Annotated in this window: 26 protein-coding genes and 1 pseudogene; 13 read left to right on the forward strand and 14 right to left on the reverse strand. The window is 71.9% G+C overall.

Translation table 11 applies throughout. From position 1 onward, the window contains the following. Position 1: 1 nt before the first annotated feature. The 3 genes from cysK to ACFY0O_RS05055 all read right to left on the reverse strand — a co-directional run bounded on the left by cysK (position 2) and on the right by ACFY0O_RS05055 (position 2,601). Positions 2–970 (reverse strand): cysteine synthase A, encoded by a 969-nt coding sequence (gene cysK, locus ACFY0O_RS05045; protein WP_388942914.1) that lies wholly within the window; start codon positions 968–970, stop codon positions 2–4. An 81-nt stretch (positions 971–1,051) separates the two neighbouring features. Continuing rightward, positions 1,052–1,882, reverse strand: a complete 831-nt coding sequence (locus ACFY0O_RS05050) for an arginase family protein (protein WP_388942916.1) — start codon at positions 1,880–1,882, stop codon at positions 1,052–1,054. 2 nt (positions 1,883–1,884) lie between these two features. Further along, positions 1,885–2,601, reverse strand: a complete 717-nt coding sequence (locus ACFY0O_RS05055; RefSeq protein ID WP_388942919.1) for a YqcI/YcgG family protein — start codon at positions 2,599–2,601, stop codon at positions 1,885–1,887. Between the two features lie 256 nt (positions 2,602–2,857). Here ACFY0O_RS05055 and hisS point away from each other — a divergent pair, with 256 nt between their 5' ends. Together hisS and ACFY0O_RS05065 are read left to right on the forward strand one after the other, a co-directional pair. Continuing rightward, entirely contained in the window at positions 2,858–4,174 is a 1,317-nt protein-coding gene (gene hisS, locus ACFY0O_RS05060; RefSeq protein ID WP_388942921.1) for a histidine--tRNA ligase, read from the forward strand. A gap of 163 nt (positions 4,175–4,337) precedes the next feature. Beyond that, a complete protein-coding gene (locus ACFY0O_RS05065; RefSeq protein WP_388942923.1) occupies positions 4,338–5,456 on the forward strand; it encodes a sensor histidine kinase in 1,119 nt (372 codons plus the stop codon). Here ACFY0O_RS05065 and ACFY0O_RS05070 read toward each other — a convergent pair. Continuing rightward, on the reverse strand, positions 5,431–6,171 hold the full coding sequence (locus tag ACFY0O_RS05070; RefSeq protein WP_388942926.1) for a response regulator: 741 nt from the start codon (positions 6,169–6,171) through the stop codon (positions 5,431–5,433). The two genes, ACFY0O_RS05065 and ACFY0O_RS05070, sit on opposite strands and share 26 nt — an antisense overlap. 331 nt (positions 6,172–6,502) lie before the next feature. Between ACFY0O_RS05070 and ACFY0O_RS05075 the strand changes: the two genes are divergently transcribed. The 9 genes from ACFY0O_RS05075 to ACFY0O_RS05115 all read left to right on the forward strand — a co-directional run bounded on the left by ACFY0O_RS05075 (position 6,503) and on the right by ACFY0O_RS05115 (position 17,563). Then, on the forward strand, positions 6,503–6,787 hold the full coding sequence (locus ACFY0O_RS05075) for a helix-turn-helix transcriptional regulator (protein ID WP_388942929.1): 285 nt from the start codon (positions 6,503–6,505) through the stop codon (positions 6,785–6,787). Between the two features lie 158 nt (positions 6,788–6,945). Then, positions 6,946–7,122 carry a hypothetical protein gene (locus ACFY0O_RS05080; RefSeq protein WP_388942932.1) on the forward strand — a complete coding sequence of 59 codons (177 nt, stop codon included), beginning with the start codon at positions 6,946–6,948 and terminating at the stop codon, positions 7,120–7,122. Positions 7,123–7,217: 95 nt separating this feature from the next. Beyond that, positions 7,218–8,570, forward strand: coding sequence for a lanthionine synthetase C family protein (locus ACFY0O_RS05085; RefSeq protein WP_388942935.1), 1,353 nt, complete (start codon positions 7,218–7,220; stop codon positions 8,568–8,570). A 50-nt stretch (positions 8,571–8,620) separates the two neighbouring features. Further along, the gene (locus ACFY0O_RS05090) at positions 8,621–11,938 is read left to right on the forward strand and encodes a lantibiotic dehydratase (RefSeq protein ID WP_388942938.1); all 3,318 of its coding nucleotides are present in this window, start codon (positions 8,621–8,623) and stop codon (positions 11,936–11,938) included. Then, positions 11,935–13,758 (forward strand): ABC transporter ATP-binding protein, encoded by a 1,824-nt coding sequence (locus tag ACFY0O_RS05095; protein WP_388942941.1) that lies wholly within the window; start codon positions 11,935–11,937, stop codon positions 13,756–13,758. Before ACFY0O_RS05090 ends, ACFY0O_RS05095 begins: the two co-directional genes overlap by 4 nt. A 44-nt stretch (positions 13,759–13,802) precedes the next feature. Further along, entirely contained in the window at positions 13,803–14,042 is a 240-nt protein-coding gene (locus tag ACFY0O_RS05100; protein ID WP_388942942.1) for a hypothetical protein, read from the forward strand. Next, positions 14,039–14,728, forward strand: coding sequence for an ABC transporter ATP-binding protein (locus ACFY0O_RS05105; RefSeq protein WP_388942943.1), 690 nt, complete (start codon positions 14,039–14,041; stop codon positions 14,726–14,728). The genes ACFY0O_RS05100 and ACFY0O_RS05105 overlap by 4 nt, the downstream gene beginning before the upstream one ends. Then, positions 14,725–16,404: a DUF6297 family protein gene (locus tag ACFY0O_RS05110; RefSeq protein WP_388942945.1), complete on the forward strand. Its 1,680-nt coding sequence runs from the start codon at positions 14,725–14,727 to the stop codon at positions 16,402–16,404. The genes ACFY0O_RS05105 and ACFY0O_RS05110 overlap by 4 nt, the downstream gene beginning before the upstream one ends. Before the next feature lie 28 nt (positions 16,405–16,432). Continuing rightward, positions 16,433–17,563 carry a S1 family peptidase gene (locus ACFY0O_RS05115; RefSeq protein ID WP_388942946.1) on the forward strand — a complete coding sequence of 377 codons (1,131 nt, stop codon included), beginning with the start codon at positions 16,433–16,435 and terminating at the stop codon, positions 17,561–17,563. Positions 17,564–17,647: 84 nt separating this feature from the next. On the opposite strand, the gene ACFY0O_RS05120 is transcribed toward ACFY0O_RS05115, so the two are convergent. The 9 genes from ACFY0O_RS05120 to ACFY0O_RS05160 form a co-directional block, all read right to left on the reverse strand. Further along, positions 17,648–17,989 carry a MerR family transcriptional regulator gene (locus ACFY0O_RS05120; RefSeq protein WP_388942948.1) on the reverse strand — a complete coding sequence of 114 codons (342 nt, stop codon included), beginning with the start codon at positions 17,987–17,989 and terminating at the stop codon, positions 17,648–17,650. A gap of 553 nt (positions 17,990–18,542) precedes the next feature. After that, positions 18,543–18,854, reverse strand: a complete 312-nt coding sequence (locus ACFY0O_RS05125) for an SCO5918 family protein (RefSeq protein WP_388942950.1) — start codon at positions 18,852–18,854, stop codon at positions 18,543–18,545. A 66-nt stretch (positions 18,855–18,920) separates the two neighbouring features. Continuing rightward, positions 18,921–19,331 (reverse strand): CBS domain-containing protein, encoded by a 411-nt coding sequence (locus ACFY0O_RS05130; protein ID WP_388942952.1) that lies wholly within the window; start codon positions 19,329–19,331, stop codon positions 18,921–18,923. 46 nt (positions 19,332–19,377) lie between these two features. Next, complete coding sequence (locus tag ACFY0O_RS05135; RefSeq protein ID WP_388942955.1) at positions 19,378–20,805, reverse strand: DEAD/DEAH box helicase; 1,428 nt, start codon at positions 20,803–20,805, stop codon at positions 19,378–19,380. A 299-nt stretch (positions 20,806–21,104) separates the two neighbouring features. Beyond that, entirely contained in the window at positions 21,105–21,308 is a 204-nt protein-coding gene (locus ACFY0O_RS05140; protein ID WP_388942957.1) for a cold-shock protein, read from the reverse strand. Positions 21,309–21,832: 524 nt separating this feature from the next. Continuing rightward, the gene (locus ACFY0O_RS05145; RefSeq protein WP_388942960.1) at positions 21,833–23,032 is read right to left on the reverse strand and encodes a PP2C family protein-serine/threonine phosphatase; all 1,200 of its coding nucleotides are present in this window, start codon (positions 23,030–23,032) and stop codon (positions 21,833–21,835) included. Positions 23,033–23,265: 233 nt separating this feature from the next. Then, complete coding sequence (locus ACFY0O_RS05150) at positions 23,266–23,541, reverse strand: hypothetical protein (RefSeq protein WP_388942962.1); 276 nt, start codon at positions 23,539–23,541, stop codon at positions 23,266–23,268. Positions 23,542–23,756: 215 nt separating this feature from the next. Further along, positions 23,757–23,966, reverse strand: a complete 210-nt coding sequence (locus ACFY0O_RS05155; protein WP_388942965.1) for a hypothetical protein — start codon at positions 23,964–23,966, stop codon at positions 23,757–23,759. Next, positions 23,954–24,559, reverse strand: coding sequence for a DUF5994 family protein (locus ACFY0O_RS05160; RefSeq protein ID WP_388942968.1), 606 nt, complete (start codon positions 24,557–24,559; stop codon positions 23,954–23,956). The genes ACFY0O_RS05155 and ACFY0O_RS05160 overlap by 13 nt, the downstream gene beginning before the upstream one ends. A 306-nt stretch (positions 24,560–24,865) precedes the next feature. Between ACFY0O_RS05160 and ACFY0O_RS05165 the strand changes: the two genes are divergently transcribed. Both ACFY0O_RS05165 and ACFY0O_RS05170 read left to right on the forward strand, forming a co-directional pair. Continuing rightward, positions 24,866–25,357: a DUF5994 family protein gene (locus ACFY0O_RS05165; RefSeq protein ID WP_388942971.1), complete on the forward strand. Its 492-nt coding sequence runs from the start codon at positions 24,866–24,868 to the stop codon at positions 25,355–25,357. After that, positions 25,354–25,661, forward strand: a pseudogene (locus ACFY0O_RS05170) (PRC-barrel domain containing protein). The gene ACFY0O_RS05165 and the pseudogene ACFY0O_RS05170 overlap by 4 nt, the downstream one beginning before the upstream one ends. Here ACFY0O_RS05170 and ACFY0O_RS05175 read toward each other — a convergent pair. Further along, the gene (locus ACFY0O_RS05175; RefSeq protein ID WP_388942974.1) at positions 25,658–26,434 is read right to left on the reverse strand and encodes an alpha/beta fold hydrolase; all 777 of its coding nucleotides are present in this window, start codon (positions 26,432–26,434) and stop codon (positions 25,658–25,660) included. The pseudogene ACFY0O_RS05170 and the gene ACFY0O_RS05175 sit on opposite strands and share 4 nt — an antisense overlap. Positions 26,435–26,436 lie beyond the last annotated feature (2 nt).

The following is a 26,436-nucleotide window of genomic DNA, read 5'->3' on the forward strand; positions in this document are numbered from 1 at the left end:
GTCAGTTCCCGGCGTCCAGCGACGCCAGCCACTCGTCGTCCGAGCCCTCGTTGACGCCCTCCATGAGGAAGGTCGACAGGTACCGCTCCCCGGTGTCCGGCAGCATGGCGAGCAGCACCGACCCCTCCGGCGCGGTCTCGGCGACGCGCAGCGCGGTGGCCAGGGTGGCGCCGGCGGAGATGCCGGCGAAGATGCCCTCCTCGGCGGCGAGCCGGCGGGAGGTGTCCCGGCCCACCGTCTCGTCGACGGTGACCAGTTCGTCGATGACCGAGTCGTCCAGCACGCTGGGCACGAAGTTCGGGGACCAGCCCTGGATCCGGTGGACGTTCCACTCCTGCTTGCCCAGGATGGCGGCGTTCTCCGGCTCGGTGGCGACCACCCGGACGCCGGGGCGGGCCGCCTTCAGCATCTGGCCGACGCCGGTGAGGGTGCCGCTCGTGCCGAAGCCGGTGACGAAGTAGTCCAGCCGCTTGCCCGCGAAGTCGGAGAGGATCTCCGACGCCGTGGTCTCCCGGTGGTAGGCCGGGTTGGCCGGGTTGTCGAACTGGCGGGCCCGGAACCAGCCGTGCTTCTCGGCCAGTTCGTCCGCGATCCGGTTGCCGCCGCTGCTGCCGAGCGCCCCGGGGAAGAGGATCACCTTGCCGCCGTACGCCCGGATGAGCTGGCGCCGCTCCAGCGAGTAGGTGTCGCCCATGACGGCGACGAAGTGGTAGCCGCGCGCCGCCGCCACCATCGCCAGGGCGATGCCGACGTTGCCGGAGGTGCACTCCACGATCGTGTCCCCGGGCTTGAGCAGGCCCTTCGCCTCGGCGTCGAGGACCACGGACAGCGCGAGCCGGTCCTTGACGGAGCCGCCGGGGTTGAACGCCTCCACCTTCACGTAGACCGAGGTGTGCGCGGGGGCGAGCCGGTTCAGCCTGACGATGGGGGTACGGCCGACGGTGTCGAGGATGCTGTCGTACAGGGGCATGGGGATCTCTCCTGGCGGGCTGGTGAGGGGGAGGGAAGGGGGCGGCCTGCCGCCCGGGAACGGCCTACTGGCGGGAGCGGCCTACCGGCCGGCGAACGCGCCCTCGCGGGCGTTCTCGAAGACGGGGGCGACCATGTCGAGGACCACGGCGACGGCCCGCTCGTTGACCGCCTCGTCCGTGGTGGCGTCGAACTCCGCCAGCTCCACGCCGAGCAGCCGGTCGGCGGGGATCGTCTCGAAGACCATCCGGATCTGCTCGGGCAGCAGACCGTCCGGGACGGTGTAGTCGGCGGGCACGTGGCCCGGTTCGAGGACGTCCCAGTCGATGTGCACCCAGACGGGGCGGTCGCCGATGGCGTCCAGGATGTTCTCCGCCGTCGTCTCGGCGGGCGGGATCACCCGGACCCCGGCCCGCGCGATCAGCTCGGCCTCGCCCGCGTCGATGTCCCGGGTGCCGACCAGCACGGCCTGCGCGGCCGGCAGCCCGCCGCCGTGGCCGCTCTCCCACAGGCCGCACGCGGCGGAGAGGACCATGCCGCCCAGGTAGCCGCTGCTGGTGGCCGGGACGTTGAAGTCGCCGTGACCGTCGATGTAGAGCACCACGGCCTCCGGCAGCTCCCGGGCCACCACCGGCAGCGTGCCGATGCTCGCGGGGCAGGTGTTGGAGACCAGGACCGTCCGGCGGCCGGCCCGGATGCTCTCCCCGACGGCCCGGCCGAGCGCGGTCAGCTGCCCCTCGGCCTGCGGGAGGCTCTCGGTCCAGTCGTCGTCGGCGGCCGGCGCGGGCTCCCCGATCCAGCGGCCGGCCAGCCCGTAGCGCTGTTCGAGGGCGCGGGCGATCCGGGCCGCGCCCTCGATCATCCGGGGCTTGCGGTCGGCCACCCGGCCCTGGGAGACGATGAGCTCGATCATGGTCAGGAAGTCCTCTGCGTGTCGGTGCCGGCGTCGGTACGGGGTGAGAAGGGGCAGACGTCGGTCCGCCCGGCGTTCTCCTCGATCAGCCCGTACTGGTGCCATTCGAGGGCGCCTATGCCGTAGGAACCCAGTTGCGGGGAATGCGGGACGCCGTCGTACCGGCCTATCCGGCTGCGAATGTTGGCGCGCACTTTCCGGCCGCTCGGAGTGTCTCCGGCGAATACGTCGAAGCGTTCCCGGGGATTGATGACGAGGACGAACGACCGGCCGAGGTTCCGGCTCCGGCGGACCCGGTGCCCGGGATTGCTCATGTTGCAGAAGAGCGGCATCCCGTCGAAGCACATGGACCACGCCTCGGAGCGGGGGTCCCGGGCGACGCCGGCCGGCCAGGGCCCGGGGTCGACGCGGTGCAGCTCCTGCAGCACGTGCCAGCCGAAGGCGTGGTGCGCCTCGACCGAGTCCCCGGCCACGGCGTCCGGCGCGAACACCGCGACCAGCGGGTACGCGGTGTCCAGCGACCCGTCCCAGGCCTTGGCCTCCGCGACGTACTCGGTGAGCGCCGCCGCCAGGTGCCGGATGCCGTCGCTCCCGCCGTCGGGCACGAAGACGAACCGGAGGAGCTGCTTGCGGAAGGCGTTCCGCGAGAACACACAGGGGAAGTCCGGGTCGGTCAGCCGCCCCGTGATCTCCTCGACCGCGGTGCGCTGCCAGTCCATTTCGAATTCGATTGTCTGAGCCTGGGGAACAATTGCTGTGGTGTGCTGCGACGTGTGCACCGAGCCATCCGTTTCTGCGGTTACGGGCTGTGGCGACGGCCATCGTGACCTGCGGAATCGGAGTGCCGCAATGGATGGGAACGAAGGGTTGAGGGCAGAGGGGAAACCCCTGCAACGAAAGTTGTAGACGGTGCCCGGGACCCCCGCTCCGGTTAACGGGTGGCCCGCCCGGGCGGGCCGCGGATAGGGTCGTCCGATGAGCGACTCACAACTGCTCCGCCCCCTTCCGGTGAGCGGATTTCCCGAATGGCTGCCGGAAATCCGCATGGTCGAGCAGAAGTGGCTCGACCTGGTCCGCGCCGGATTCGAGAGGTACGGATTCTGTTCCGTCGAGACGCCCTCGGTCGAGCCCCTCTCCGTGCTCACGGCCAAGGGCGACACCTCGAACGAGGTCTACGCGCTGCGCCGGGTCCAGGAGGACGCCGACGACCGGGGGGATTCCCGTATCGGTCTGCACTTCGACCTGACCGTGCCGTTCGCGCGGTACACCGCCCAGCACTTCAACGAGCTGGTCTTCCCGTTCAAGCGCTATCAGATACAGCGCGTCTGGCGGGGCGAACGGGCCCAGGAGGGCCGTTTCCGGGAGTTCACCCAGTGCGACATCGACGTCATCGACGTGGACCGGCTCCCGCTCCACTTCGACGCCGAACTGCCGCGCATGATCCACGAGGTGATGACCGGGCTGGACCTGCCCGCCTGGACGCTGGGCGTCAACAACCGGAAGGTCCTGCAGGGGTTCTACGAGGGGCTGGGCATCGACGATCCGCTGTCGGTGATCCGTGCCGTCGACAAGCTCGACAAGACCGGCCCGGAGGGCGTCGCCGCGGTCCTGTCGGGCGAACTCGGCCTGCCCGCCCGGACCGTCGACTCCTGCCTGGCCCTCGCCCGGCTGCGCGGTGAGGGGGGTGCCGTCGTGGACGCGGTCAAGGGCCTCGGGGTCAGCTCGGACCTCCTCGACGAGGGCCTCGCCGAACTGGCGTACGTCCTGGACTCCCTGGACGACCTGCCCGCGGGCGGCATCGTCGCGGACCTGTCGATCGCCCGGGGCCTCGACTACTACACGGGGACCGTCTACGAGGGGAAGTTCACCGACTGGCCGGACTACGGGAGCATCTGCTCGGGCGGCCGCTACGAGAGCCTGACCGGCTCCTTCATCCGGCGCAGCCTGCCCGGGGTCGGCATGTCGATCGGCCTGACCCGCATCTTCGCCAAGCTCCTGGCGGAGGGCCTCCTCGCAGCCGGCCCCAAGTGCCCCAGCCAGGTCCTCGTGGCCGTCCCGCGCGACGACCTGCGCCGCGCGGCCGGGGCCACGGCGGCGAGCCTGCGCGCGCGGGGGATGAACGTCGAGCTCTACCACCAGGCCGACAAGCTGGCCAAGCAGCTCCGCTATGCCTCCCGCAAGGGCATCCCGTTCGTGTGGTTCCCGCCCTTCGAGGAGGGCGGGAACCACGAGGTCAAGAACCTGACGACGGGCGAGCAGACCCCGGCCGACCCGACGGCCTGGCGCCCGTGACCGCCCGGCTCGCGTGTCACTGGCCCGTACCGCCTCCGTCGACCGACGCGCCCGTGGAATCTGAGGGCGAAGTACCATGTAGGCCTTCCAATCTGCTGGATCCGTCCGGCATCTGACGCATTTCCCGAGACGGCAAAGCCGCGGACATGAGGTGCTGCCAGCCTTGAAAGCAAGTTCTGCCCGGGTGCGATGGGCCTGTCTGATCACGCCGGTGCTGCTCGGCCTGGTGGACGCCCTGCTGGTGCACGGGAGGGACGTGGGGCCGGGGATGGCCGCGGGGCTCGTGGCGGCCGTGGTGTTGGCGGCGCGCCGGCGCCGGCCCACGGTGGTGTTCCTGGCCACGCTGCCCGGTCTGTACCTCGGCTACGTCTGGTTCGCCCCGCTGATCGCGCTGTACACCGTGGCCTCCACGCGCAGGGGCCACTGGCGGCTGGCGGTGGCCGGGGTGCTGTTCGCCGTCGCGCACTTCGTTCCGTACCCGGTCGCCGAACTCGCCGCGCACTCACCGCGGGAGACCGCGCTCGCGGTGATCGACACCTGTGGCGCGGTGGCCGTCCCGCTGGCGCTCGGGCTGCTCGCCCGGACCCGCGCCGAGCTGGTCGCCGGCCTGGCGGCGTTGCAGAGCAGCCGGGCCGCTGAGCGCCAGCTGCTCGCCGAACAGGTGGCGGCCGGGGAGCGGGCCCGGCTCGCCCGGGAGATGCACGACGTGGTCGCCCACCAGGTCGGCCTGATCAGCATGCAGGCGGGAGCCCTGGAGCTCACCACGGACGACCCGCAGGCGCAGGAGCGCGCCCGGACGATCCGGGAACTGTCGGCGCGCACCCTGGACGAACTGCGGCACATGGTCGGGGTGCTGCGCGGAACCGACGGCGGCCGGGCCCGCCCCGGACCGAGGCCGCGCCTGGAGGACGTGTCCCGGATGATCGGCCAGTCGGGACTCGACGTCGCGTACCGCAACGAGATCCCCGAGGACACCCGCCTGTCCACCGGTGTCGAGCGGGCCGCCTACCGGACCGTGCAGGAAGCGCTGACGAACGCGCGCCGGTACGCACCGGCCGCGCGGGTGCACGTCGTGCTCGCCCTGGAGGGCGACGGCCGGACCCTGCGGATAGAGGTGCGCAACGGTCCCTCCGCGCCGGGTGAGGTGCCTCCGTGCGGCAGCGGTGGCGGACACGGGCTGGTGGGGCTGAAGGAGCGGGCGCACGACGTGGGCGGCACCCTGGAGGCACGTCCCACGAGCGACTGCGGCTTCCTCGTCAGCGCGCTGCTTCCGGTGGGCTGACGGTCTTCCGTCGCGCTGGGGCGGAGAGGGGCTCCATCAGGCCCTCCCGGTGGGCGATGGCGGCGAGCGCGACCCGGCTGGGGGCGCCCAGCTTCCTCTTGAGGGAGCCGATGTGCGTCTTGACCGTGGTCATGCCCACACCCAGGTGCTCGGCCATCTCCGTGTTGGTCAGTCCTGCCGAGAGAAGGGCCAGTACCTCCTGTTCCCGGCGGGTGAGCAGGTCCCGCAGGCCGGCGGGGGCCGGCGCGGGCACCGGCGCGGGCAGCGGGTCGCTGACGCGGACGCCCATCACGGCCCGGCTTTGCGGCGGCACGTAGACGACACCGCCCCTGGCGAGGATGTGCACGCAGTCGATGAGCAGGTGCGGCTCGGTGTCCTTGAGGAGGTATCCGCAGGCTCCGAACCGCAGGGCGGCGTCCAGGTACTCGTCGGAACCCATGAGCGTCAGCATGGCGACCGGGGGCGGCTCGGGCAGTGCGCGCAGCTCGCGCAGGACGGAGAAGCCGTCCTCCCCGGGCATGTTGACGTCCAGCAGGACGACGTCGGGTGCCGTGCGACGGGCGAGTGCGACGGCTTCGGGGCCGTCGCAGGCCGCCGCCTCTATGTCCGGGGCGGAGCCGAGGACGGCCCGCAGCGCGGCCCGTACCAGTTCCTCGTCGTCGACCACCAGCACGCGGACCATGACTTCCGTCTCCCCGTCGGCGACCGACCTCAAGTCGTAGAACCGATGTCATCCTGCGGTCGGAACCCGGCGGCCGGGCACCGGGCCATCATTGACGTGATCATTATGCCGCTCTCACAGACGCCTCCGTGGCAACGGCCTGACCAGCCGGCGTCTTCGGGCAGAGCGCGTGAGCGGCAGGAAGCGTCCGGTGGACCGGTGCATCGCGGGCTCAGCCCGCCGCCGGCCGGGTGCTTCCCACGGGGTTCATCGCACAGGGAGAGCCAAGTTGAGGCACGTCACGGGGGACGGGCGACACTGCGGAGCGGAAGGGGCCGGGCCCGACCCGGTGCTGTTCGGCCAGGAGTGTCGATGTCTGGGCGGAGTGCCCGCCATCACCGAGGACTTCATGCAGGAGCTGTCCGAACTCACGCCGAGGGAGCGGGAGGTGCTGAGCCGGCTGGCCCTCTGCGACACCAACCGGGCCATCGCCCGGAGCCTGCACATCACCGAACGGACGGCCAAGGCGCATCTGACGCGCATCATGGCGAAGCTCGGGCTGGGGTCCCGGACGGAGAGCGCGATCGTCGCCCTCCGCTATCACGACATGCTGTGCCACCCGCTCGGATCCGCCGGTGTGTACCAAGGTCCACTACCGGCCGCGGCCTGATCCGGAAATGCTTGAGGAATCGTCCAGCGAACCGGATTCCGCCGGGTGCCGCCGCACGGCACGCGGCGATCCCGATTCGTTTCGGCGACATGAGTACGCACGTATGTGCCCGTACTCGTTTCCGTTATTCCAGTGAGTGTTTTCCGAGGGAGAATCCCATGTCTGCGAACGACCCGTTCAACCTGGACGTCCGCGTCGCCACCCCGCAGCAGACGGGCGCCGAGCCCGCCTCGTGGACCGTCGTCGTCCGCACCACGGCGAAGGTCGTCACCAAGGTCACCTGCCACAGCTGCACCTGTGCCTCCTGCGTGACCATGACGCCGATCAGCTGCTAGTCGGCGCGGGGCCGCCGACGCGGCCCCCCGGGTGTGCCGCCGCCCGCGGCGGCACACCCGCCCTTTCCTCCCCCTCCTGAAAGAACGCCCTGGCCGTGTCCACAAGTGTGCTGCCCCTCGTTCCGGACGCCCTCGCGGCGCGCTCCCGGGAATTCGCGGAAATCATCGTCCGCCGCCTGGCCGACCCGGAACTGGTGCGCCGGTCGCTGAATTCCTGCGAGCAGAACGCCGCCAACCCCTTCATGTGGGGTGGCGTATCCCTGCTCGCCGGGGAAGCGGGGAGCGCTCTTACCTTCCGGTATGCGGCCCGTGCCGTTCCCGATGAGGCCGGATACTGGTCGGGCCTCGCCCACGAGCGCCTCGCGGCCGTGGTGCGCTCCACCCATGACGAACCCATCGGCACCCCCGGGATGGCCGGCGGCACCGCCGGCCTCGCGCTGGCCCTCGCCGACTTCGCCGCCGACGATCCCCGCTACGCGCCGGCCCTCGCCGGGATCGACGCCCAGCTGGCCGCCCAGATCGCCGACCTGCCGCCCGGGCACACGACGGCGTCGGACGGCGTCGGCTTCGACACGTACGACGCGGTGGCCGGCCTGTCCGGCGTGCTGGCCCATCTCGCCACCACGCCCAGCAGACGGGGAGCGGGAGGCGCTGCCGTACAGGGGGCGGCGCAGTCGCTGACCCGGGAGCTGACCGCCCTGTCCGGCTCCCGCACCGTAGAAGGCCGCCCGAGCTGGTACGTGCCCCCGCGGCACTACCCGCTCGACAGCTACCGCGAATCGTTCCCGCACGGCTATGTGAACCTCGGACTGGCCCACGGCGTGCCGGGCATCCTCTCCGCCCTCGCCCTCGCCCTGTCCGGCGGCGACCGCACACCGCGACTCGCCGAGACCGTACGGCGGATCGCCGACTACGTGGTCTCGGTCTCCTTCGAGGACCCGTGGGGCCGCAACTGGCCCACGGGCATCCCGCTGGACCCCGCCGGCGCCGAGCAGCCCACCGGACTGAAGCCCGCCCGCGCCACCTGGTGCTACGGCTCCCCCGGCATCGCCTGCGCCCTGCTGAACGCCGCCGAAGCGCTCGGCGACGAGTCCCTGCGCGCCGTCGCGGTCGACGCCTTCGAGGCGGTGCTGCGCCGGTTCGACGCGAGCGACGGCTTCCCCTCCGCCACCGTGTGCCACGGAGCGGCCGGCCTGGTGGTCATGTGCGCCGAGTTCGCGCGCCGCACCGCGAGCCCGAAGGCCAGGACGTCCCTCGTCCAGCTGACCGAGCACCTCCTGACGCACTGCGATCCCGACCTGCCGCTCGGCGTCCAGGACCTGGAACAGCCGGGTGTCCTCCTGGACAGCCCCGGCATCCTGACCGGTGCGGATGGTGTGGCCCTCGCCCTGTGGGCGGTCTCCACCCCCGTCGAACCCCGGTGGACGCGTGCGCTGCTGATCGCGTGAGCGCACGTACGCCGCCAGGACACCGACGGGTCATCGAGGAGTTCATTCACTTGCAGGCAGCACCCCGCCCCTCCGCCTCCGACGGCGGCCCCCTCTACCGGGCCGCCGACTTCTTCCTGCTGCGCGCCCCCGTGCTGCCCGTACAGGACTTCCTGGCGATCACCGCCGGTCCCGGGCCGCACGACCCGGCGAGCGGCCACGGGGACCCGGACCGGCTCGACCGCATGCGTCGGCACGGCCGGGGTCTGCTGCGGGAGATGGTGCGCCGTCCACGGGTGGCCCAGGCCCTGCACATCGCCAGCGGTTCCGTCACCGCCGGCCTCGACCGGCTCGGTGAGGCTCCGCAGGAGGACAAGCGGACCCGGCGCACGTACTCCACGCTGTTCCGGTACGTGACCCGCATGTCGACCAGGGCCACTCCGTACGGGCTGTTCTCCGGCGTGGCCACGGGCCTGTTCACCGACGCGGCCGTCCTCGGGATGGAGGCCGATCCCGTCGCCAGGACCCGCACCCGGGCCGACCTGGGCTGGCTCCTGGGCCTCCTCAAGCAGCTGGAGAACGATCCCGCCGTCCGACCGCGGCTGGGCGTCCGCGTCAACTCCGCCCTCTACCGCGCGGGCGGCCGCGGGGTGCTGCCCGGCGCCGACGTCTACGGCGAGGAGGACAACCGGCTCGCCGGGTTCCGTCTCACCGAGCCGGCGGAGCTGGCGATGCGCCTCGCAGGCCTCCCGGAAGCCACCTACGGGGACATCCTCGACGAGATCGCGGCCACCGTCGCGGGAGCGACCCGCGACAAGGCCGGGGCGTTCCTCGCCCAGCTGTGGGACCTGCACGCCCTCACCAGCGACCTGCGGCCCTCGCTCGTGGAGCCGCACCCCGAGCGGGAGCTCGCCGGCCGGCTGACCGGGCTGGACGGCACCCGGGAGGTCCTGGACGGGCTCCGCACCTTCCGCGAACTGGCCGGCCGGGTCGACTCCGCGCGCGGCACGGCACCGGTGTCCCTGCTCCGCGAACTCACCGCGCACCAGAAGTCGATGGCGCCGGACTACGCCAGGGACACCTACCAGCTCGACACCGCCCTCGCCGTCACCGGCACCGGGCTGCCGCGGGAGATCGGCGCCACGGCGGCGGACACGGCCGAGGCCCTGCTGCGCATGGGGAGTTTCCCGCCCCGCCCCCAGCACATCGCGGAGTACCACTCCGCCTTCCTGGAGCGGTTCGGCGTCGACTCCGAGATCCCGCTGCTCCAGCTGCTCAGCCCCGAGGCCGGGCTCGACGCGCCCAACTCGTACACCAACCCCGTGCGGGCGTTCCCGCTGCCGCCGGTCGGCGAGGACCGCGCCGTCGGCAAGGAGATGCGCCTGGCCGCGCTCCTCACGGAGGCGCTGCGGACGGGCGCGTACGAGCTGGAGGTCACCGACGAGCGGCTCGGGCAGCTGTCGGTGTGGCAGGCGGGCGAGGCGCAGCCCCGCGTACGTCCGGCGATCGACCTGTACGCGCAGGTAGCGGCCGAGTCGCCCGAGGCGCTGGCCGGCGACGACTGGCAGCTGGTGCTGGCGCCCGCGGGGATGGCCGAGGGCGGGCGCACCTTCGGCCGCTTCTTCGACCTGTTCGACGAAGGGTCGCTCGAGCGCCTGCGGCAGTACGCGCGGGCCGAGGAGGAGCTCTGCCCCGACGTGGTCTTCGTCGACCTCAACTACCTGCATCCGCACGGCCGGTCGGCGAACGTGGCGCTCCACCCCGGACTGCGCGGCTACGAGATCTGCGTCAACACGGCCCCCACCCTCCCCCCGGACCGGCAGATCCCGCTCAGCGACATCCTGGTGGGCGCCACCGCGAACCGCTTCTTCCTGCGCTCGGCCCGGCTGGGCAAGGAACTGGTGGTCTCCCAGGGGCACATGCTCAGCGCCTTCCAGGCGCCGAACGCGTGCAGGCTCCTCCTGGAGCTCTCCGACGACGGCTACGCGCCCCTCGCCGGCTTCGACTGGGGGCCGCTGCGCATGTCCCCCTTCCTGCCCCGGGTGACCCGCGGGCGCGCCGTGCTGCACCCCGCGCAGTGGTCGCTCACACCCGAGCGCCTGGGGCTGCCCTCCGGCAAGGGCGCGCTGCCCGGCCGGGACGAGTTCTACGCGGCCGTCCAGCGCTGGCGCGAGCGGTGGAGCGTGCCGCGGTACGTGTCGCTGGTGTTCATGGACAACTGGCTGGCGCTGGACCTGGAGCACCCCCTGTCCGTGGACGAGCTGTACGAGGAGGTGGCCGGACTGGCCGGCGCGGACCGGCAGCACGTGGTCATCCAGGAGGCACTGGCCGGCTTCCCCGGGACCTGGCTGCGGGACCCGGAGGGCGGGCAGTACCTGAGCGAGGTCGTCGTCCCCCTGCTGGCCACCGATCCGCAGCGGTGCCGCCGTTCCGCCGTCCCGGCCCGGGCCGCCCGCCCGGAGCCCGGCCCGGACGCGGCGCCGCTCACCGACGTCACCGCCCCGGCGCACCCGCGTACGTTCCCGCCGGGCGGGGAGTGGAGCTACCTGAAGCTCTACTGCCCGGTGGGAGGGCAGGACGACGTGGTCGCCGGACCCCTGCGGGAGCTCGCCGGGAGCCTGGCCTCCCAGGGCGTCGTCGACCGCTGGTTCTTCCTGCGGTACGCCGATCCGATGCCCCACCTGCGCATCCGCTTCCGTGCGGCCCGGCCGGAGCTGGCGGCGCCCGTGCTCGCCGCCTGTCTGGACTGGGCGAACGGCCTGATCGCCGGCGGCCTCGCCCACGACGTGGCCGTCGTCGCCTACGACCGCGAGGTGGAGCGCTACGGCGGCCCCGGGGCGATCGACGCCATGGAGCGCCTGTTCCAGGCCAACAGCGAGGTCTGCGCCGAACTGGTGGCGGCCCGGCGCCAGGGTGGCCTGCGGGTGGACGACGAGGTCCTGTGCGTCCTGGGCATGCACGCCCTCTACCGGGACTGGGGGCTCGACCCCCTGGAGCTGCTGCCCCCGCCCTCCGGCCGGCGGATCCCCGAGGCGGCTCGCAAGCACTTCCGGCGGGTCCAGCGGCAGTTGTGCGATCTGCTCGTCCCCTGGGACGCATACCCGGACGAGACCGCACGAATCAGCCGAGAATATGTAGAAGGTATAGTTTCCCGGCAGCAAGGGGTGCTGGCCGAAGTGAGTGACCAGGTACGCGCGTTGGCATCCGCGGGCCAGCTCGTGGGGGACGAACGGCAGATGTTGGCAAGTCTGGCGCACATGCACGCCAACCGGTTCCTGGGACTGGGGCAGGACCGCGAGCGGCTCTGCCACGACCTGTGGATCCTGGCCGCCGAGGCGATACGCCGGCGTCCCGCCGCGACCACCGCGGGCCGGGGAGACGGGCGATGACCGCTGCCGGCGAGGACGCGGTGCCGTCCGGGCGGCACTGGGCCCGGACGCTGCGCCTGCTGTGGCAGGTGAGCCCCACCCATATGACGGGCGTCGTCGCCACCACCGTACTGAGCGCCCTGGTGCCGGCCGCCTCCGTGCAGCTGACCACCCAGGCGGTGCAGAAGGTGGCCGACGCGGTCGCCGGTGACGCCGCCGCCGGACGCGCGGCCGTGGCCGCGGGCATCCTGCTGACCGTCGTCGCCCTCCTCGGCCACCTGTGCTCCACGGCCCAGAACTACCTCGAAGCGCTGCTGCAGTACCGCATGGCCAACGGGATCAACACCCGGATCATGGAGAAGGCCGTACGCCTGCGGCTGGAGCACTTCGAGGACTCGGGCACGTACGACAGCCTGCAGCTCGCCAACCGGGAGGCGGCCTACCGCCCCTACCAGCTCTTCACCCAGCTGATCTCGGTGATGTCCAGCGGGGTCACCCTGGTGTCGGTCGCCGTGGTCCTGCTGTCGTGGGACCCCTGGGTGGGCGTGGCCGTGCTGTGCGCACCCCTGCCCTCGGTCGGCGCCACCATGTTCTTCAGCCGGGTCACCTGGCAGGTGGAGAACGAGCGGTCCGCCGACCGCCGCCGCACCAACTACCTCCAGTACCTGGTCACCAACGACCGCACCTACAAGGAGACCCGGCTCTTCGGCCTCGGGGGCTTCTTCCTCGACCGCTACCGCGACCTGATCGGACGGTTCTACCAGGTCGACCGGTCCGTGGCGCGCCGGCAGTCCACGGCCAACGCCCTGCTGGGACTGCTCAGTGTCGCCGCGACCAGCGGTGCCGTCCTCTTCGCGATCAGCAGCACGATCGACAGCGGCACCATCGGGCAGCTCGCGGGCTACATGGCCGCCGTCACCGTGGTGCAGGGCTCCGCCCACGCGCTCTTCGCCGGCTTCGGCGAGCTGTACGAGCACAACCTGTTCCTGGGCAACCTCTTCTCGTTCCTGGACATCCCCGAGCGCGCCCTCACCTCCGGAACCAGGCCCTTCCCCGCACGGCTCGGCAAGGGCATCGAGTTCCGCGGGGTCACCTTCACCTACCCCGGTGGCACCGCTCCGGTCCTGGACCGCTTCGACCTCACCCTCGCCGCCGGCCGCTGCGTGGCGCTGGTCGGCCAGAACGGCGCCGGGAAGACGACCATCGTGAAGCTGCTCTCCCGGCTGTACGAGCCGGACAGCGGAACGATCCTCATCGACGGTCACCCGCTGGAGGAGTACGACCTCGACGAGCTGCGCTCCAACATCGGGGTCATCTTCCAGGACTTCGTCCAGTACGAGGAGTCCGCCCGCGCCAACATCGGCTACGCCAAGGTGACGGACCTCCAGGACGAGGAGGGCATCCGCCGTGCCGCCGCGCAGGCCGACGCGACCGGCTTCATCGACCGGCTGCCGCAGGGCCTGGACACCCAGCTCGGGCGCCTGTTCGAAGGCGGGCGCCAGCTCTCCGGCGGCCAGTGGCAGAAGGTCGCCCTGGCCCGGGCCTTCCTGCGCAACGCACCCGTGGTGGTGCTCGACGAGCCCACCGCCGCCATCGACGCGGCGGCGGAGGCCGAGATCTTCGAGAAGCTCCGGGAGATCTCGGGCCAGGCGACCACGCTGCTCATCGCCCACCGCTTCTCCACCGTCCGCGTGGCCGATCACATCGTGGTGATGGAGCGCGGCCGGGTGCTCGAAGAGGGCACCCACGTAGAGTTGATGGAACGGGAGGGCACCTACGCCGAGTTGTTCCGCCTTCAGGCCGCCGGATACCTGGACGAGCCGTCGGCGGATGCGAAGTGATCAGCTCCCCGTCAGTGATCCCCCCACACGAAGGCGAATCCACCATGCCCTCCGAGCACCACGACCAGCCCACGGCCAACTCCGCTGCCTCCAGGGCCGCCTGGATCACCGGCGGTGTGGTCCTCGTCGTCCTCGGCGTCGTCCTGATCCGCCTGACGCAGGTCTACGCCGACGACATGTCGCAGGACATCCGCTTCATCGCCACCCTGGGGATGCGCGCGGTGACCTTCCTGCTCATCGGCGGCGGAGCGTGGTGCCTCGTACGGGGCCGGAAGCGCACATGACGGGAGCCCCCCTGCTCCAGCTCGCGGGCGTACGCAAGACGTACGGCGAGCGCACGGTGCTGCACCCCCTCGACCTCACGCTGCGGCCCGGCGAGTGCGTCGCCCTGATGGGGCCGAACGGGTCCGGGAAGTCGACCCTGCTGCGGATCGCCATCGGCCGCGACCGGCCCAGCGAGGGCACCGTCACCTTCGACGGGAGCCCGCTGCACGAGGACGACCCGCGGGTCCGGGCCCGTATCGCCGTGGTCGCCGACGGCCCCTCGTTCTACCCGGACCTCACGGCCCGCCAGCACCTGCAGCTGGTGGCCGTGGCCCACGGGGCGGGCACCGGGGCCGCCGCCCTCGTGGACCACGCACTGGAACACACCCGCCTCACCCCGCAGGCGGACCTGAGGCCGTCCGCCCTCTCCTCCGGGCAGGCCCAGCAGCTCCTCCTCGCCGCCTCGCTGGTACGCCCCCGCGATCTGCTCGTCCTCGACGAGCCCGAACAGCGGCTGGACCCCGAGGCGCGCACCCGGCTCATGGACCACATCCGCCGGGAACGGCTCCGTGGCGTCGCGGTCGTGTTCGCCACCCACCACACGGAACTGGCCGAGGGCGCCGCCGACCGGGTGCTCGTCCTCGCGGACGGCCGTCTCGTCGACGAGGGGCCGCCCGGGAGCGTCCTGCGCGGGACCGCCCGATGACCCGAGTGCCCCCGGCCCCCACGGCGCAGGCCGCACCGGCGGCCGGCCGGACCGGGTGGCGGGACGCGACCGACGAGGCGTTCGCCCTGCTCCACGACGCCCGCCGGGCGCACCGCCTGCGCAAGCGCGGGGACACGGCTTTCCACCTCTACGTCGCCCTGCTCCTCACGGCCGTGTACCTCGTCCCCTTCGGAGCGATCGCCTACGGGGCCGCGGGCCGCCCGATGGAGCCCTGGGCCTCGTACGCGCGCGACGCCCTCCCCTGCGCGGGGACGGCGCTCGCCCTGGCCTGGCTCCGCGTCGTCGTGGGCGACGCCCGGTGGCGGGGCCCCGTCCTCCTGGACCCGGCCACCGTGGCCTGGCTGCTGCCCGCCCCCGTCGACCGGGGGCGGCTGCTGCGGCCCAGGCTCCGCCGAGCCGTCCTGCTGCACGCGACGGTGGCCGGGTTGCTGACCGCGGTGGCGGGGTACTTCCTGAACCTGGTGATCCTGGGCAGGCCCACGGCGGGCATCGCCCTCGCCGCGGCGGCCGCGGCCGCGTTCGGCGCGCTCACCGTCGGGACCGCCGGGCTGATCGTGTGCCGCGACGCCATCGCGCACGCGCGCCGGGCGGCCGCCGCACTGACCGCTCTGGCCGCCTCGGCGCTGCTCTGCGCGGTGCTGGACGCCCCGTCCTGGCTGCAGGCGGTCCTCCTGTGGTCGGGCCCGTGGGGCTGGGTGACCCAGTGTCTGGCCGCCGCGTCCGGCAGCCCGCCCGCGGGCTGGCCCGCGGCCGCGGCACTGCTCGCGGCCTGCGCCGCCTGGGTGGTCGGCCGGGCCGACCGGGCGGTCGCGGCCCTGCCCGTGGACGTCCTGTTCCGGCGGATCCGCTCGGCGACCTCGGTCTCCGCGGCGGTGCTCAGCGTGGACTTCCGGCTGGCCCGCCTGGCAGCCCGCCAGGCCGAGGCGGCCGGGCGCCCCTCCCGCCGGTCCGCGCTGCCCCCGCCGCGCCGCCCCGCCCTGATCGTTCCCTGGCGCACCGCGGTCGGCTGGCTCGACAGGCCGGCCCGTGCGGGATGGGCGGCCGTATGGCTGGCGGGCGCGTACACGGCGGTGACGCTCGCCCCCGCCGCCGAGGGCCTGGACCGGGTGGCGACCGTGCTGACGGCCCTGGCCGCCGGGTACGGCGCCGCCGTCGGGCTCCTGGAGGCGGCACGGTTGGACGGTGACGACGTGAACCGCTCCCGGGCGCTGCCCTGGCCGTTCCCAGGGATCATCCTGCGCCACGCGGTGCTGCCGCTCATGGTGCTCCTGCCGGCCGGCGGCGCCGCCTGCGCGCTGATCGCCGCACTCGCCCGGCCCGTACTGCCCGCGGTGCTGCTGCTGTGCTGCTTCCCCGCCCTCGTGGGCGCGGCGCTGGTCTCCGCCTGCCGCGGGACGCTGCCCCACGAACTCCTGGTCGGCGCCGACACGGCCATGGGGAACACCGCCGTGCTCCAGGTGGCCGTCTGGTACCTGCGCGGCCCGCTCGCGGCCTGCGTGGTGCTGTTCCCCGTCCTGACCTACGGCGTGCGCTACGCCGAAAGCGGTGCGCCGGGCCTGCTGGCGGGCTCCCTCCTGGGCGGCGGCCTGCTGCTCGGCACCACCGCTCTCACGGCCTGGGCCGGCGTGCGCGCCTGGTCCCACGTACGCGGCTGAGCCGCACCCCATGCCCCTGAGGAGCCCTGTGAAGTCCACGTCCCTGTTCGGATCCCTGTGCGCCGGAGCCCTGGCCTTCGGCCTGCTGGCCGGAGCGACGGCCCCCGCGTCCGCCGCGCCCCTCACGCCGGACGGCCCGTACGCCGGCCCGGCCTCGGAGGCCGCGGCGGTCGCGCTGATGCGGCGCCAGGAACCCCTGCTGGATGCCGCCCACCGGCTGCGGCAGGCGGGTGCGGCTTCCCTGCCCGGGTTCGCCGGCATCGCCGTCGACCCGGAGCGCGCCACCCTCCACCTGTATTGGCGCGGCCCCGTCCCGGAGCCGGTCCGGAGCGAGGTGCGCCACCTGCGGCGGCCTTCCGTCCGCATCGAGGTGGGCCGCCCGCCCTCCCCGCGGCCCGGCGGGACCGGCGAGGCCCCCAAGGCGTCGGCGGCCGCCGGTCCGGCGACCGGGACCACCGACCCCGCGCCCCGCCCGCCGGGCCGGGCGAACGACAGGTCACCCGTGTCCGGCGGGGCTCTGATCATCACCCAGGCCGAAACCTGCACGACCGGCTTCGGCGTGGTCAGCGAGGCGACCGGGAAGCGGCAGCTGCTCACCGCCGGTCACTGCGGCCCCGTCGGCAGCCCCTGGTTCAACGGGGACGGCGACTTCCTCGGCAACGCGGTGGCCCGCCACCCCGAGGCCGACGCCCTCGTCATCGACGCGGACAGCTCCGACCGGGTGTGGCACGGCGCCGTGACGGAGACCCTCGACGGCATCGACGACAGGGCCCGGCCGGTCACCGGGGCACGCACCCCCGAGGTCGGCCAGTACCTGTGCACCTCGGGCGCCGTCTCCGGGACCCACTGCGGCCTGCGCGTCACCCGGACCGGCGTGGTGCTGTCCATCGCGGGGACGGACGTTCCCGGCCAGATCGAGGCCGAACAGGTCGGCCACATCGCGTCAGCCGGCAACGGTGACAGCGGCGGACCGGTCTACTCTGCCACCACGGCCACGGGCCCCGTCCTGGCACACGGCATGATCACGGCCTACGACGGCCGGCAGACGACCCCCTGCTCCGGCGCCCCGACCGGCAACGGCCGCACCTGCTCGTGGCGGGTCTACTTCACGGACCTCACGGCGGTACTGAAGACCACGGGCACCCGGCTGCGGCCGTAGGTCTCCCATGCGGGTGACGACGGGGCTGTCCGGGCCGTCGGGGAAGAACTCGGCGCCGGCACGTGGTGGCACGGGCGGCGGCCGTCAGATCGCGGGCGGCTGGACGGAGTCTTCGGCCGCGCGGCGGTATTCGGCGTTGATGCGCTGGGCCTCCTCGAGCTGGTCCTCGAGGATGATGATGCGGCAGGCGGCTTCGATGGGAGTGCCCTGGTCGACGAGCTCCCGGGCCCGGGCGGCGATGCGCAGCTGGTACCGGGAGTAGCGGCGGTGGCCGCCCTCGGAGCGGAGCGGGGTGATCAGGCGGGCCTCGCCGATCGCGCGCAGGAAGCCCTGGGTGGTGCCGAGCATGGCGGCGGCCCGGCCCATGGTGTAGGCCGGATAGTCGTCGTCGTCGAGACGATCGTCGAACGATTCGTGTGCTGTCATCTGCACCTCTCCCGTGAAACGCGTTGAGGGGCCCTGGCGCCGTACGGCACCAGGGCCCCGAAGGAACTACTACACCATCTGTCGGCCCTGATAATGCGCCGACCCTGTGTTTCCGCCGACCCGGCCCAGATGGCGCCGGGAGTGCGGGGATCGCGGTTGCTTGACCGGAGACCACCTCACTATCGATGTCCTGCGGTACCCGGGCTCGATCCTTCGACCCGGGCGATCCTGATGGCGCTCGGTTCCTCCGTTCTTCCCTCTGGTGTGCTGACTTCACTGCGGCGGCTCCTGATCCTGCGAGCCACCCGGTGCGGTGATCAGCCCCGTCGCCGTCCTGCGTCCATCCTGGCTTCGAAGCTCCACCACCGCACCGTCCTGCGTACTGCAACTGCTGGTACTGCTCCTGGCAGTTCGCCTCTGCCAGGCCCTGCGGACTGTCGGGGTTACGAGAGAAACCATAGCCCCGAGGCCGCGAAAAATCTACCTCCGACACGATAGGTTTTTGTGTCTGGCGACGGTAGCCGGGCCTCTCTCGACGGGAGCGCGCTGTCGGTCAGGTGCCGGACTGGGCACCGAGCAGTGCGGAAGCCCGCTCGATCGGGCTCTGCGGCCCCGTGGGCCCGGTGGCCGAAAGAGCCGTACGGCAGGTGAACCCGAGCCGGGTCATGGCCCGCACCACCTCACTGGCGCTGAAGTCGCGCGGGTCCTGGCCGGTGACGACCCGGCCGACCTGCTTCGCGGGGTAGGTGCGGCGGCCGATGGTCACCGACGCGTCGGTGACCGGCTCGGGCCTGACGTCCTTCATCGAGGCGAGGACGCCGCTCTTGGTGAGGTCGAACGGGAATCGGGCGATGACACAGCGCATGAGGGCCTCACAGGAGGAAGGAGGAGGAAGGGGGAGGGGGAGCGGGGCTGGGCGAGGTGCGGCGGTTCAGCGCGTGAGGGCGAGGATGCCCACGGCGCTGCCTTCCTCGTCGACGACGGGAAGCGCGTCGAGCCTGCCCTGGAGCATGGCCCGTTCCGCGTCGGCCATCGTGGTCATGGGCGAGGGGAACGGCCCGGGGACGCCCAGGACGTCGCGCAGCCGTGCCGCGTCGGTCCAGGCAGCGCTGCCGCGGAGGGCGGCGAGCCGGGCGTGGCTGACCAGCCCGGTGCACAGGCCGTGCTCATCGCTGACGAGCAGCCGGTCGGTGCGGGCGCCGGCCATCACGGCCAGGGCCACTTCGACCGTCATGTCGTCACCGACCTGCGGGCCGGTCGCTTCCATGGCCTGGTCCACCGTCTGGTGCGAGGGGGTGGGGTCGTCGTCGCACGCGCGGGGCTGCATCCGGACCAGCGTCACAAGGTGCCTCCTGCTGAGATGTGCCAGTTTTCTGATCATGCGGCTCTCACGCCGCCCGGTCGGAGCCGCGTCCGCGCCGGGTCCGCGCGGACACGTCCCGCCTCGTACGCTCGCCGGCCGGCGGCGTGAGGACGACGGGCACGCCGGTGGGTGCCTGGGCTCCGGTGATGCGGTTCAGGGCTTCCTCGCCGGAGCGGACCCAGGTGGTCAGCGGGGTGATGCCCGTCGCCGCCATCAGGCGGGTCATGTCGCGCCGCTGGCCGGGGGTGACCAGGGTGACGACGCTGCCGGACTCCCCGGCGCGGGCGGTACGGCCGCCCCGGTGGAGGTAGTCCTTGGGGTCCGTCGGAGGGTCGACGTTCACGACGAGGTCGAGGTCGTCGACGTGGATGCCGCGCGCTGCCACGTTCGTCGCGACCAGCACCGTCACATGGCCGGTCTTGAACTGTGCGAGCGTCCGGGTGCGCTGCGGCTGCGACTTCCCGCCGTGCAGGGCGGCGGCGCGCACCCCGCTGTTCAGCAGGTCCTCGGTGAGGCGGTCGACGGCGTGCTTGGTGTCCAGGAACATGATCACCCGGCCCTCGCGCGCCGCGATCTCCGTCGTCGTCCGGTGCTTGTCGGCGGCGTGGACGTGCAGCACGTGGTGCTCCATCGTCGTCACCGCACCGGCGGAGGGGTCCACCGAGTGCACGACCGGGTCGGCCAGGTAGCGGTGGACCAACCGGTCGACGTTGCGGTCGAGGGTGGCGGAGAACAGCATCCGCTGCCCCCCGGGCCGCACCTGGTCCAGAAGTGCGGTGACCTGGGGCATGAACCCCATGTCGGCCATCTGGTCGGCTTCGTCGAGGACGGTGATGGCGACCTGGTCGAGCAGGCAGGCGCCCCGGTCGACGAGGTCCTGGAGCCGTCCGGGTGTGGCCACGACGACCTCCGCGCCTCCGCGCAGCACGCCGACCTGCCTGCGGAGGGGCGTGCCGCCGAAGACCGCGGTCATGCGCAGGTGCACGGCGCGGGCGTACGGGGCGAGGGAGTCGGTCACCTGCTGGGCCAGCTCGCGGGTGGGGACGAGGACGAGGGCGAGCGGGCGGCGCGGTTCGGCGCGCTGACCGGCGGTACGGGCCAGCAGGGCGAGGCCGAAGGCCAGGGTCTTTCCGGAGCCGGTGCGGCCACGGCCGAGTACGTCACGGCCCGCGAGGGTGTTGGGCAGCGTGGCCGCCTGGATGGGGAAGGGAACGGTCACGCCCTGCACGCCGAGGGCGGCCAACAGCCCCGCCGGCATGTCGAGGTCGGCGAAGGCGCCGGCGGCGGGCAGTGCCGGGGTGCGGGTCTCCGGCAGGGCGAACTCGCCTTTCAGCCCGCCGGGCCGGCGGCCGGGGCCCGCGTCGTGGCGGGGGGCGCCGGAACGGCTCGGTGTCGAGGTGCCCGGACGGCGGGGAGTGCGGTGGGAGCGGTCGTTCGTACGTGTGCGGTTCATCAGAACCTTCCCTGGCGCGGCACGTGTCAGGGAATTCCCGCGATCGAGACCAGGGCAGGGAATCACGAGAACGGCCGAATGAAATGCGGAGGCTGTACTGCCCGTCGTATTCCAGCGGAACCCGAGCCGCGACGGCGGCACGACAAGGCCGGAGATCTTACGATCCGGCTGACCTGGGGGCCGGGTGGGCGGCGGGCTGCACGTCATGTGCCCGTACGGGTGTATTACCCGTGAAACGCGTGCAGCTGGGGCCCGCACCCCGAAGGATGCGGGCCCCAGCTGCGAAACGCGGGTACGCGTCAGGCGAGAACGATGTTCTCAGCCGTCGGGCCCTTCTGGCCCTGCGCGATGTCGAAGGTGACCTTCTGGCCTTCCTGGAGCTCGCGGAAGCCCTGCGCGGAGATGTTGGAGTAGTGGGCGAACACGTCAGCCCCGCCACCGTCCTGCGCGATGAAGCCGAAGCCCTTTTCCGCGTTGAACCACTTCACGGTACCAGCAGCCATGTTTTTCTCCTTTGGGGCATTACGCCGGCGTCCGCACCGTGCGGGTGCCGTGTCGCCGCGATGATGCCCTGCCGGAATACAACCGGAAAATGAAGCGTTTTCGGCGCGGCGCGAGGCCGGTCGAATACGTTCGAAATTTTGGGTACCAAAACTGCAACTGGATCGACAGTAGCATGCTACGGAGGGTTTCGCCCGGTGAATTTCGCGGCGTGTGCGACAGCATAAAAATGCTGTGTGCGGTGCCCGGTAAATTCTGTGATGGCGGACGCAGATATCGAATCCTTGCGGCGGACCTCACCGGGGCAAACGAACAAGCCCCAGGTCGCTGACCTGGGGCTTGGCTGTGGAGCGGATGACGGGAATCGAACCCGCGCTACAAGCTTGGGAATCACCCGGCACTTAGCCTTCGAATGGGCTCTGACCTGCGGAAACGTTAGCCTGGCACCGCTTCTTCGCTGCCTCCTCGGCTCCCTTGTTGTCCGCTGCTGACCGCCCCTACTGGCACGTTGTGGCACGACGGCAGATCAGCCACGCCACTCGACCAGGACGAGAGTGGCATCGTCCGAGGTGGCTTCGCCGCGTGCCCGCTTGAGCGTGTGGGACAGGTCCCGTGCCACAGCGCGGACTCCTCGGTCCGCCTTCTCCAGCTGGTTCACCCAGTCGATGAGCTGGTCCTCGCCGAACTGTTCCTGCCCGCTCTCGTGCTCCTCGATCAGGCCGTCGGTGAAGTAGAGGACGCGGTCCCCCGGTTCGAGCATCACACTGCTGATCTGTGGCTGTGCTCCTCCGAAGCCGACGGGGAGGGTGGTGGGGCTGTCCAGGCGGCCCATGACACGGTGCTCGCGGATCAGGACGGGGGCGGGGTGTCCGGCGTTGACCCACTGCAGACGGCCGGTGGTCGTGTCCAGGCGCATCATCTGGGCGGTGACGAAGTGGTCGGGGGCGAACTGCTCGGCCACCGCCCGGTCCATGAAGAGGTAGATCTCGGACAGCTCGACACTGATGCGGCGGGCGTGCCTGTAGGCGCCGATGGCGACGGTGGCCATGGTGGCCGCGTTCAGGCCGTGGCCCATGGCGTCGATCACGGCGAGGTGGAAGGTGTCGCCGTTCAGGGCGTAGTCGAAGCTGTCGCCGGCGATGTCGTAGGCGGGTTCGAGGACTCCGGCGACGGCGACGCGCGGCATGGTCGTGGTCAGCGGAGGCAGGAGCGCCCACTGGATCTCCGCGGCGACGCTCATCGGCTCGCTGCGGCGGGTGCGGAAGAAAAGGTCGGTGTGGCCGTTCTTCGTCTGCAGCAGGTCGGCGACCAGCCCCGCGATCCTGCGCAGGATGCGGCGGTCGTCCTCGTCGACCGTGTCCAGGGTGACGGCCAGGACGCCGGCCTGGTCGCCGCCGTCGAGCAGCGGTAGGTGGACGCGTACCCCGTCGGCCAGCGCCAGCTCGACCGGGCGGGACGTGAGGAAACACCGGCCGGCCTCCGTGCCGTCGATGGACAGCGGCTCGCCGCCCGTCAGCCCTTCGGCGGACAGGGGGACCAGCCTCTGTTGCCCGTAGTCCTGGAGCAGGATCTGCGGATTCCTGCCCCCCAACCGGCCCACCGTCTGGGCGACGACCAGCCCGACCCGGTCGGGCGGCAGCTCGTGCGCCCGGTCCAGGATCGTTCCCAGGAGTCCCTCCCCGAAGCTCTCCGAGCGATCGGGTCGCCCGAGCCGTCCGACGGTCATCCCGTTGCCTCCAACCGAGCGGCGATGACCTCACCCGGGGTACGGGGCGGGTGCCGCGACCGCGCGGCGACCGGGTCCGGAGCGGCCCGCACCAAAGAGAGATGTGGCCTCCAGGATGCTTCTCGGCGGCAGGTCACGCCACCCGGCCACCGTGCGGGAACACCGGTTGCAGGTGGCCGGGCCTCCCTCTCCGGGCACGTTCGAGCCCGCCAGGTCCGGAGAGCGAACCCGGTTCAGTCGCCCTCTTCCCCCTCCTCCGCTTCCATGAGGCGGATGCCCTGGTGGGTGAGCGAGACCATCGCAGGTGTGTTTCCCGGCTCCCAGTCGACGGTGACCAGTCCCTCGCCCGCGAGGTAGGAGCAGGCGGCGGCGAGGTCCTGCTCCGGGATGCGCAGGTCGTGGCTGAGCGCGGCTCCGGTGACGCCGAGCAGGCGGTTGCCTTCGGCCGCCGTGTAGAGGGCCTGGAGGATCTGTCGGCGGTACCGCTGCCGCTCGTGGAGTGTCGCCATGGCCGCGTGATCCTGTCGTCGTGTGTTGTCGTTCGTAGGTGGTGAGCCAGGTGCGAGCGGGTCCGGCGGCGGTCTCGGTGTCGACGGTGAGGTGGAGCCGTGTGCCGCCGCCCGGCGCGGGGTAGCTGCGCTGCTCCGTCCCGGCGAAGCACCGGCGGCGGCGTGTGCCCCCTGCGGCAGTGGTGCGTTCTCGGTGGGGTCTGAGGTCAGGCAGGTCAGGGCCAGGTGCCCGTAGGCCGGCGATCGGCCATCCGTTCGGGTGTCCTGGGGTGGCTGTGGCCGGGGGGACGGCTGAGGGAGGTGTAGGGGTCGCTGAAGTGGCGGGCCGCTATGCGTGCGTCGTGCTGGGCGTTGAGCCGGTGGATCAAGCGTGTGCCGAGCGCGATCAGAAGTGCGCCTGCCAACAGCGTGATCACGATCTCCATGTCGTCACCCGCATGTTCCCGGGCAGGGGGATCATCCGCGCGCCGACGACTGGGGGCGCCGCTGGGTGCGGCTGCGGCGCCGGGGCGGCCCCGCCGTCGTTCTCCCAGGCGTCTTCGCTGCTCCGCGCCGCGCGCATACGGCGGCCGGTCGTGGCTTCGTCGGACATGAGCGCGCCCGCTGTGAGGACGCTGCCGGGGAGTGCGGCGGCACTCATCAGCCGGCCCGCGGAGGTGTGTTCCGTGTCGGGCGGAATCACGAGCAGGTCGCAGCGGCCGGTCGTGTAGGACAGCAAGATGATCTTGTCCGGGTCCTGCTCGGTGAACCAGCCCACGTGCAGGGCGTGGCCGGTGACGGCGACCTTGTGCGGGACGACGGGCCAGTGGCCTGGATTCACCAGGACGCGGGTGATGCGGCCCCAGCGTTCTTCGAGGGCGTCGGCCAACGCCGGCAGCTCGGCTGCCAGGTCGCGTGAACGGGGCCACCAGGCGCCATCGAGCCGACCGGCGAGCGTGGTCTTCGGGGTGAGCGACAAGCGCGCCGGAAGTCCTGGGGTGAGGGCGCGGTTCCCTGTCCTGTGGAGCGTGGTGGTCATGGCGAACCTGCCCCCGGATTGCCCGTCGGCAGCCCGGTTTTTCGTGTTCCCCGGAAATGACACCTGCGTGGAAGCTGGTGCTCGAAGTACTTCCGGTACTTCCAGCGTACGTCTGATCAGTCCATTTCCGACCTGATACGGGGAGGGGCTTCCGGTTCGAACGAATGAGTGTGCGGTGACGGGCGGACCTGCGGGAGCCGGCGTTACCGTGAGATGACGGCACAGTCGCCCCGCCGGCGGCCTGTCGCCCCTCAGGGGCGGCCGTGGCGGGCCGCGGCGCCACATCCACAGACGAGCGGATCCACCATGGCCGACTCCGACATCCCGCCCCCCTTGCTCCTGCCGGACGAGATCCACCAGGCGGTGCGCCCCGGTACGGCTCTGCTCCGGCTGGAGACGACGCACTCCCGGCAGGGCGTCCTCGACGGGGCATGGTGGCCGCGCACCCGCGATGTGGAGCGGGAGGTTCCCGCGCTGGTGGCAGCCCTGACCGAACACCTCGGACCCATCACCCGGGTCGGCCTGGACGCCACCGCGTGGAACGAGATTCCGACCCGGCTGGTCATCGACGACCGGGTCGTCCACCTCGACTCCTTCCCCGTCGGAGACGACACCGTCCTGATCACCCGCGGCGACAAGGACCACTTCGCGCTGATGGTGGTGCCGCCGGACACGGAGCCCGATGCCGCCCGCTCGGCCATGGCCCGCGCGGTCCACGCCGACAACATCACCGAGGCCACCGAGCTCCTCGTCGCCGCGCTTCCCCCACCGGCGACCGAAGAGGGAGGAAAGGCATGATCCAGACGGCGGACATCCGCGAGTGGCCCAACCAGGCCGTGATGGACCCCGGCGGTCACAAGATCGGCGAACTGGAATCCGTCTACGTCGACACCAGCACCGGCGAACCGGGGCGACGGTGGGGCCGGGGTACGTGCGCGTCGCCCACGACAGGAAACTGGTGAAACGGAGCCCCTCTATCGGCATGGACGGTGTCCTGCCCTTCGAGGACGAGGAAGCCGTCTTCCGCCACTACGGCCTCGCCTACCGACCTGGTGCGAACGGTGAACGGCAACTGGCCCGTCGCGCTCGGCCGGCCGTCTAGCGGCCGAGGAACCTCTCGACCGCCGTCGCCAGGGCCTGCGGACTTTCGTCGGGGGCGAAGTGACCGGCGTCGTCGAGGACCTCGAGCTCGGCGTTCGGATACCACTGCAGCCACGTGGATCGCATGGTGTCGGGGCCCATCGCCGGGTCGCTCGCACCGGCCACTACAAGCACTGGCGTCGCGTTTCCCTTGACCAGCTCGTGGATGTCGGGGCCGCGCGTCCAGGATTCGAGGTACGCGCGCAGGGCCGCCTGCGAGGAGTGTTCCGAGCCGTTCACCCTGGCGTCCAGCCACGCGTCGTCGTGCCGACTGCCGGTGAGGGCATCGAAGATCGTCCTGCGGTTGCCGGAATCCTCCACGGCCCCGCTGAACAGCTCCCACATCTCCCCTTCGAGCGGGAACCCGGACGCGGGCACGGGCGAGATGCCGATGATCGAGCGGATCCGTGAGGGGGCGTCCAGCAACAACTGCTGGGCCGCCTTGCCGCCCATGGAGTGACCGATGACCGAGAAGGTGTCCCAGCCGAGGTCGTCGGCCACGGCGAGGACGTCCGCCGCGACCTCCTCCATCGTGTATGTGCCGGGGGTGTCCATCGCCTCGCCGTACCCACGGCAGTCCACGAACGCGTAGCTGAACGCGCCTCCGTCCAGGTGCGGCCGCAGATGACCGAAACTCGACCTGTCGCTGAGCCAGTGGTGGAGTGCGATGACCTGCTCCGGACCGCTGCCCTGTACCTCGTACGGAATGACGTTTCCTGCTCCACGGTTTGCCACGA

Source organism: Streptomyces sp. NPDC001594 (assembly GCF_042893675.1).
GTDB lineage: Bacteria > Actinomycetota > Actinomycetes > Streptomycetales > Streptomycetaceae > Streptomyces.

Bases quoted from the DNA above. Each gene is read 5' to 3' on its own strand.
- cysK (WP_388942914.1), bottom strand. From the start codon at position 970: ATGCCCCTGTACGACAGCATCCTCGACACCGTCGGCCGTACCCCCATC.
- ACFY0O_RS05155 (WP_388942965.1), bottom strand. From the start codon at position 23,966: ATGGAGATCGTGATCACGCTGTTGGCAGGCGCACTTCTGATCGCGCTC.
- ACFY0O_RS05160 (WP_388942968.1), bottom strand. From the start codon at position 24,559: ATGACCACCACGCTCCACAGGACAGGGAACCGCGCCCTCACCCCAGGA.
- ACFY0O_RS05080 (WP_388942932.1), top strand. From the start codon at position 6,946: ATGTCTGCGAACGACCCGTTCAACCTGGACGTCCGCGTCGCCACCCCG.
- ACFY0O_RS05140 (WP_388942957.1), bottom strand. From the start codon at position 21,308: ATGGCTGCTGGTACCGTGAAGTGGTTCAACGCGGAAAAGGGCTTCGGC.
- ACFY0O_RS05095 (WP_388942941.1), top strand. From the start codon at position 11,935: ATGACCGCTGCCGGCGAGGACGCGGTGCCGTCCGGGCGGCACTGGGCC.
- ACFY0O_RS05125 (WP_388942950.1), bottom strand. From the start codon at position 18,854: ATGCGCTGTGTCATCGCCCGATTCCCGTTCGACCTCACCAAGAGCGGC.
- hisS (WP_388942921.1), top strand. From the start codon at position 2,858: ATGAGCGACTCACAACTGCTCCGCCCCCTTCCGGTGAGCGGATTTCCC.
- ACFY0O_RS05105 (WP_388942943.1), top strand. From the start codon at position 14,039: ATGACGGGAGCCCCCCTGCTCCAGCTCGCGGGCGTACGCAAGACGTAC.
- ACFY0O_RS05150 (WP_388942962.1), bottom strand. From the start codon at position 23,541: ATGGCGACACTCCACGAGCGGCAGCGGTACCGCCGACAGATCCTCCAG.
- ACFY0O_RS05100 (WP_388942942.1), top strand. From the start codon at position 13,803: ATGCCCTCCGAGCACCACGACCAGCCCACGGCCAACTCCGCTGCCTCC.
- ACFY0O_RS05135 (WP_388942955.1), bottom strand. From the start codon at position 20,805: ATGAACCGCACACGTACGAACGACCGCTCCCACCGCACTCCCCGCCGT.
- ACFY0O_RS05055 (WP_388942919.1), bottom strand. From the start codon at position 2,601: ATGGACTGGCAGCGCACCGCGGTCGAGGAGATCACGGGGCGGCTGACC.
- ACFY0O_RS05165 (WP_388942971.1), top strand. From the start codon at position 24,866: ATGGCCGACTCCGACATCCCGCCCCCCTTGCTCCTGCCGGACGAGATC.
- ACFY0O_RS05145 (WP_388942960.1), bottom strand. From the start codon at position 23,032: ATGACCGTCGGACGGCTCGGGCGACCCGATCGCTCGGAGAGCTTCGGG.
- ACFY0O_RS05050 (WP_388942916.1), bottom strand. From the start codon at position 1,882: ATGATCGAGCTCATCGTCTCCCAGGGCCGGGTGGCCGACCGCAAGCCC.
- ACFY0O_RS05120 (WP_388942948.1), bottom strand. From the start codon at position 17,989: ATGACAGCACACGAATCGTTCGACGATCGTCTCGACGACGACGACTAT.
- ACFY0O_RS05110 (WP_388942945.1), top strand. From the start codon at position 14,725: ATGACCCGAGTGCCCCCGGCCCCCACGGCGCAGGCCGCACCGGCGGCC.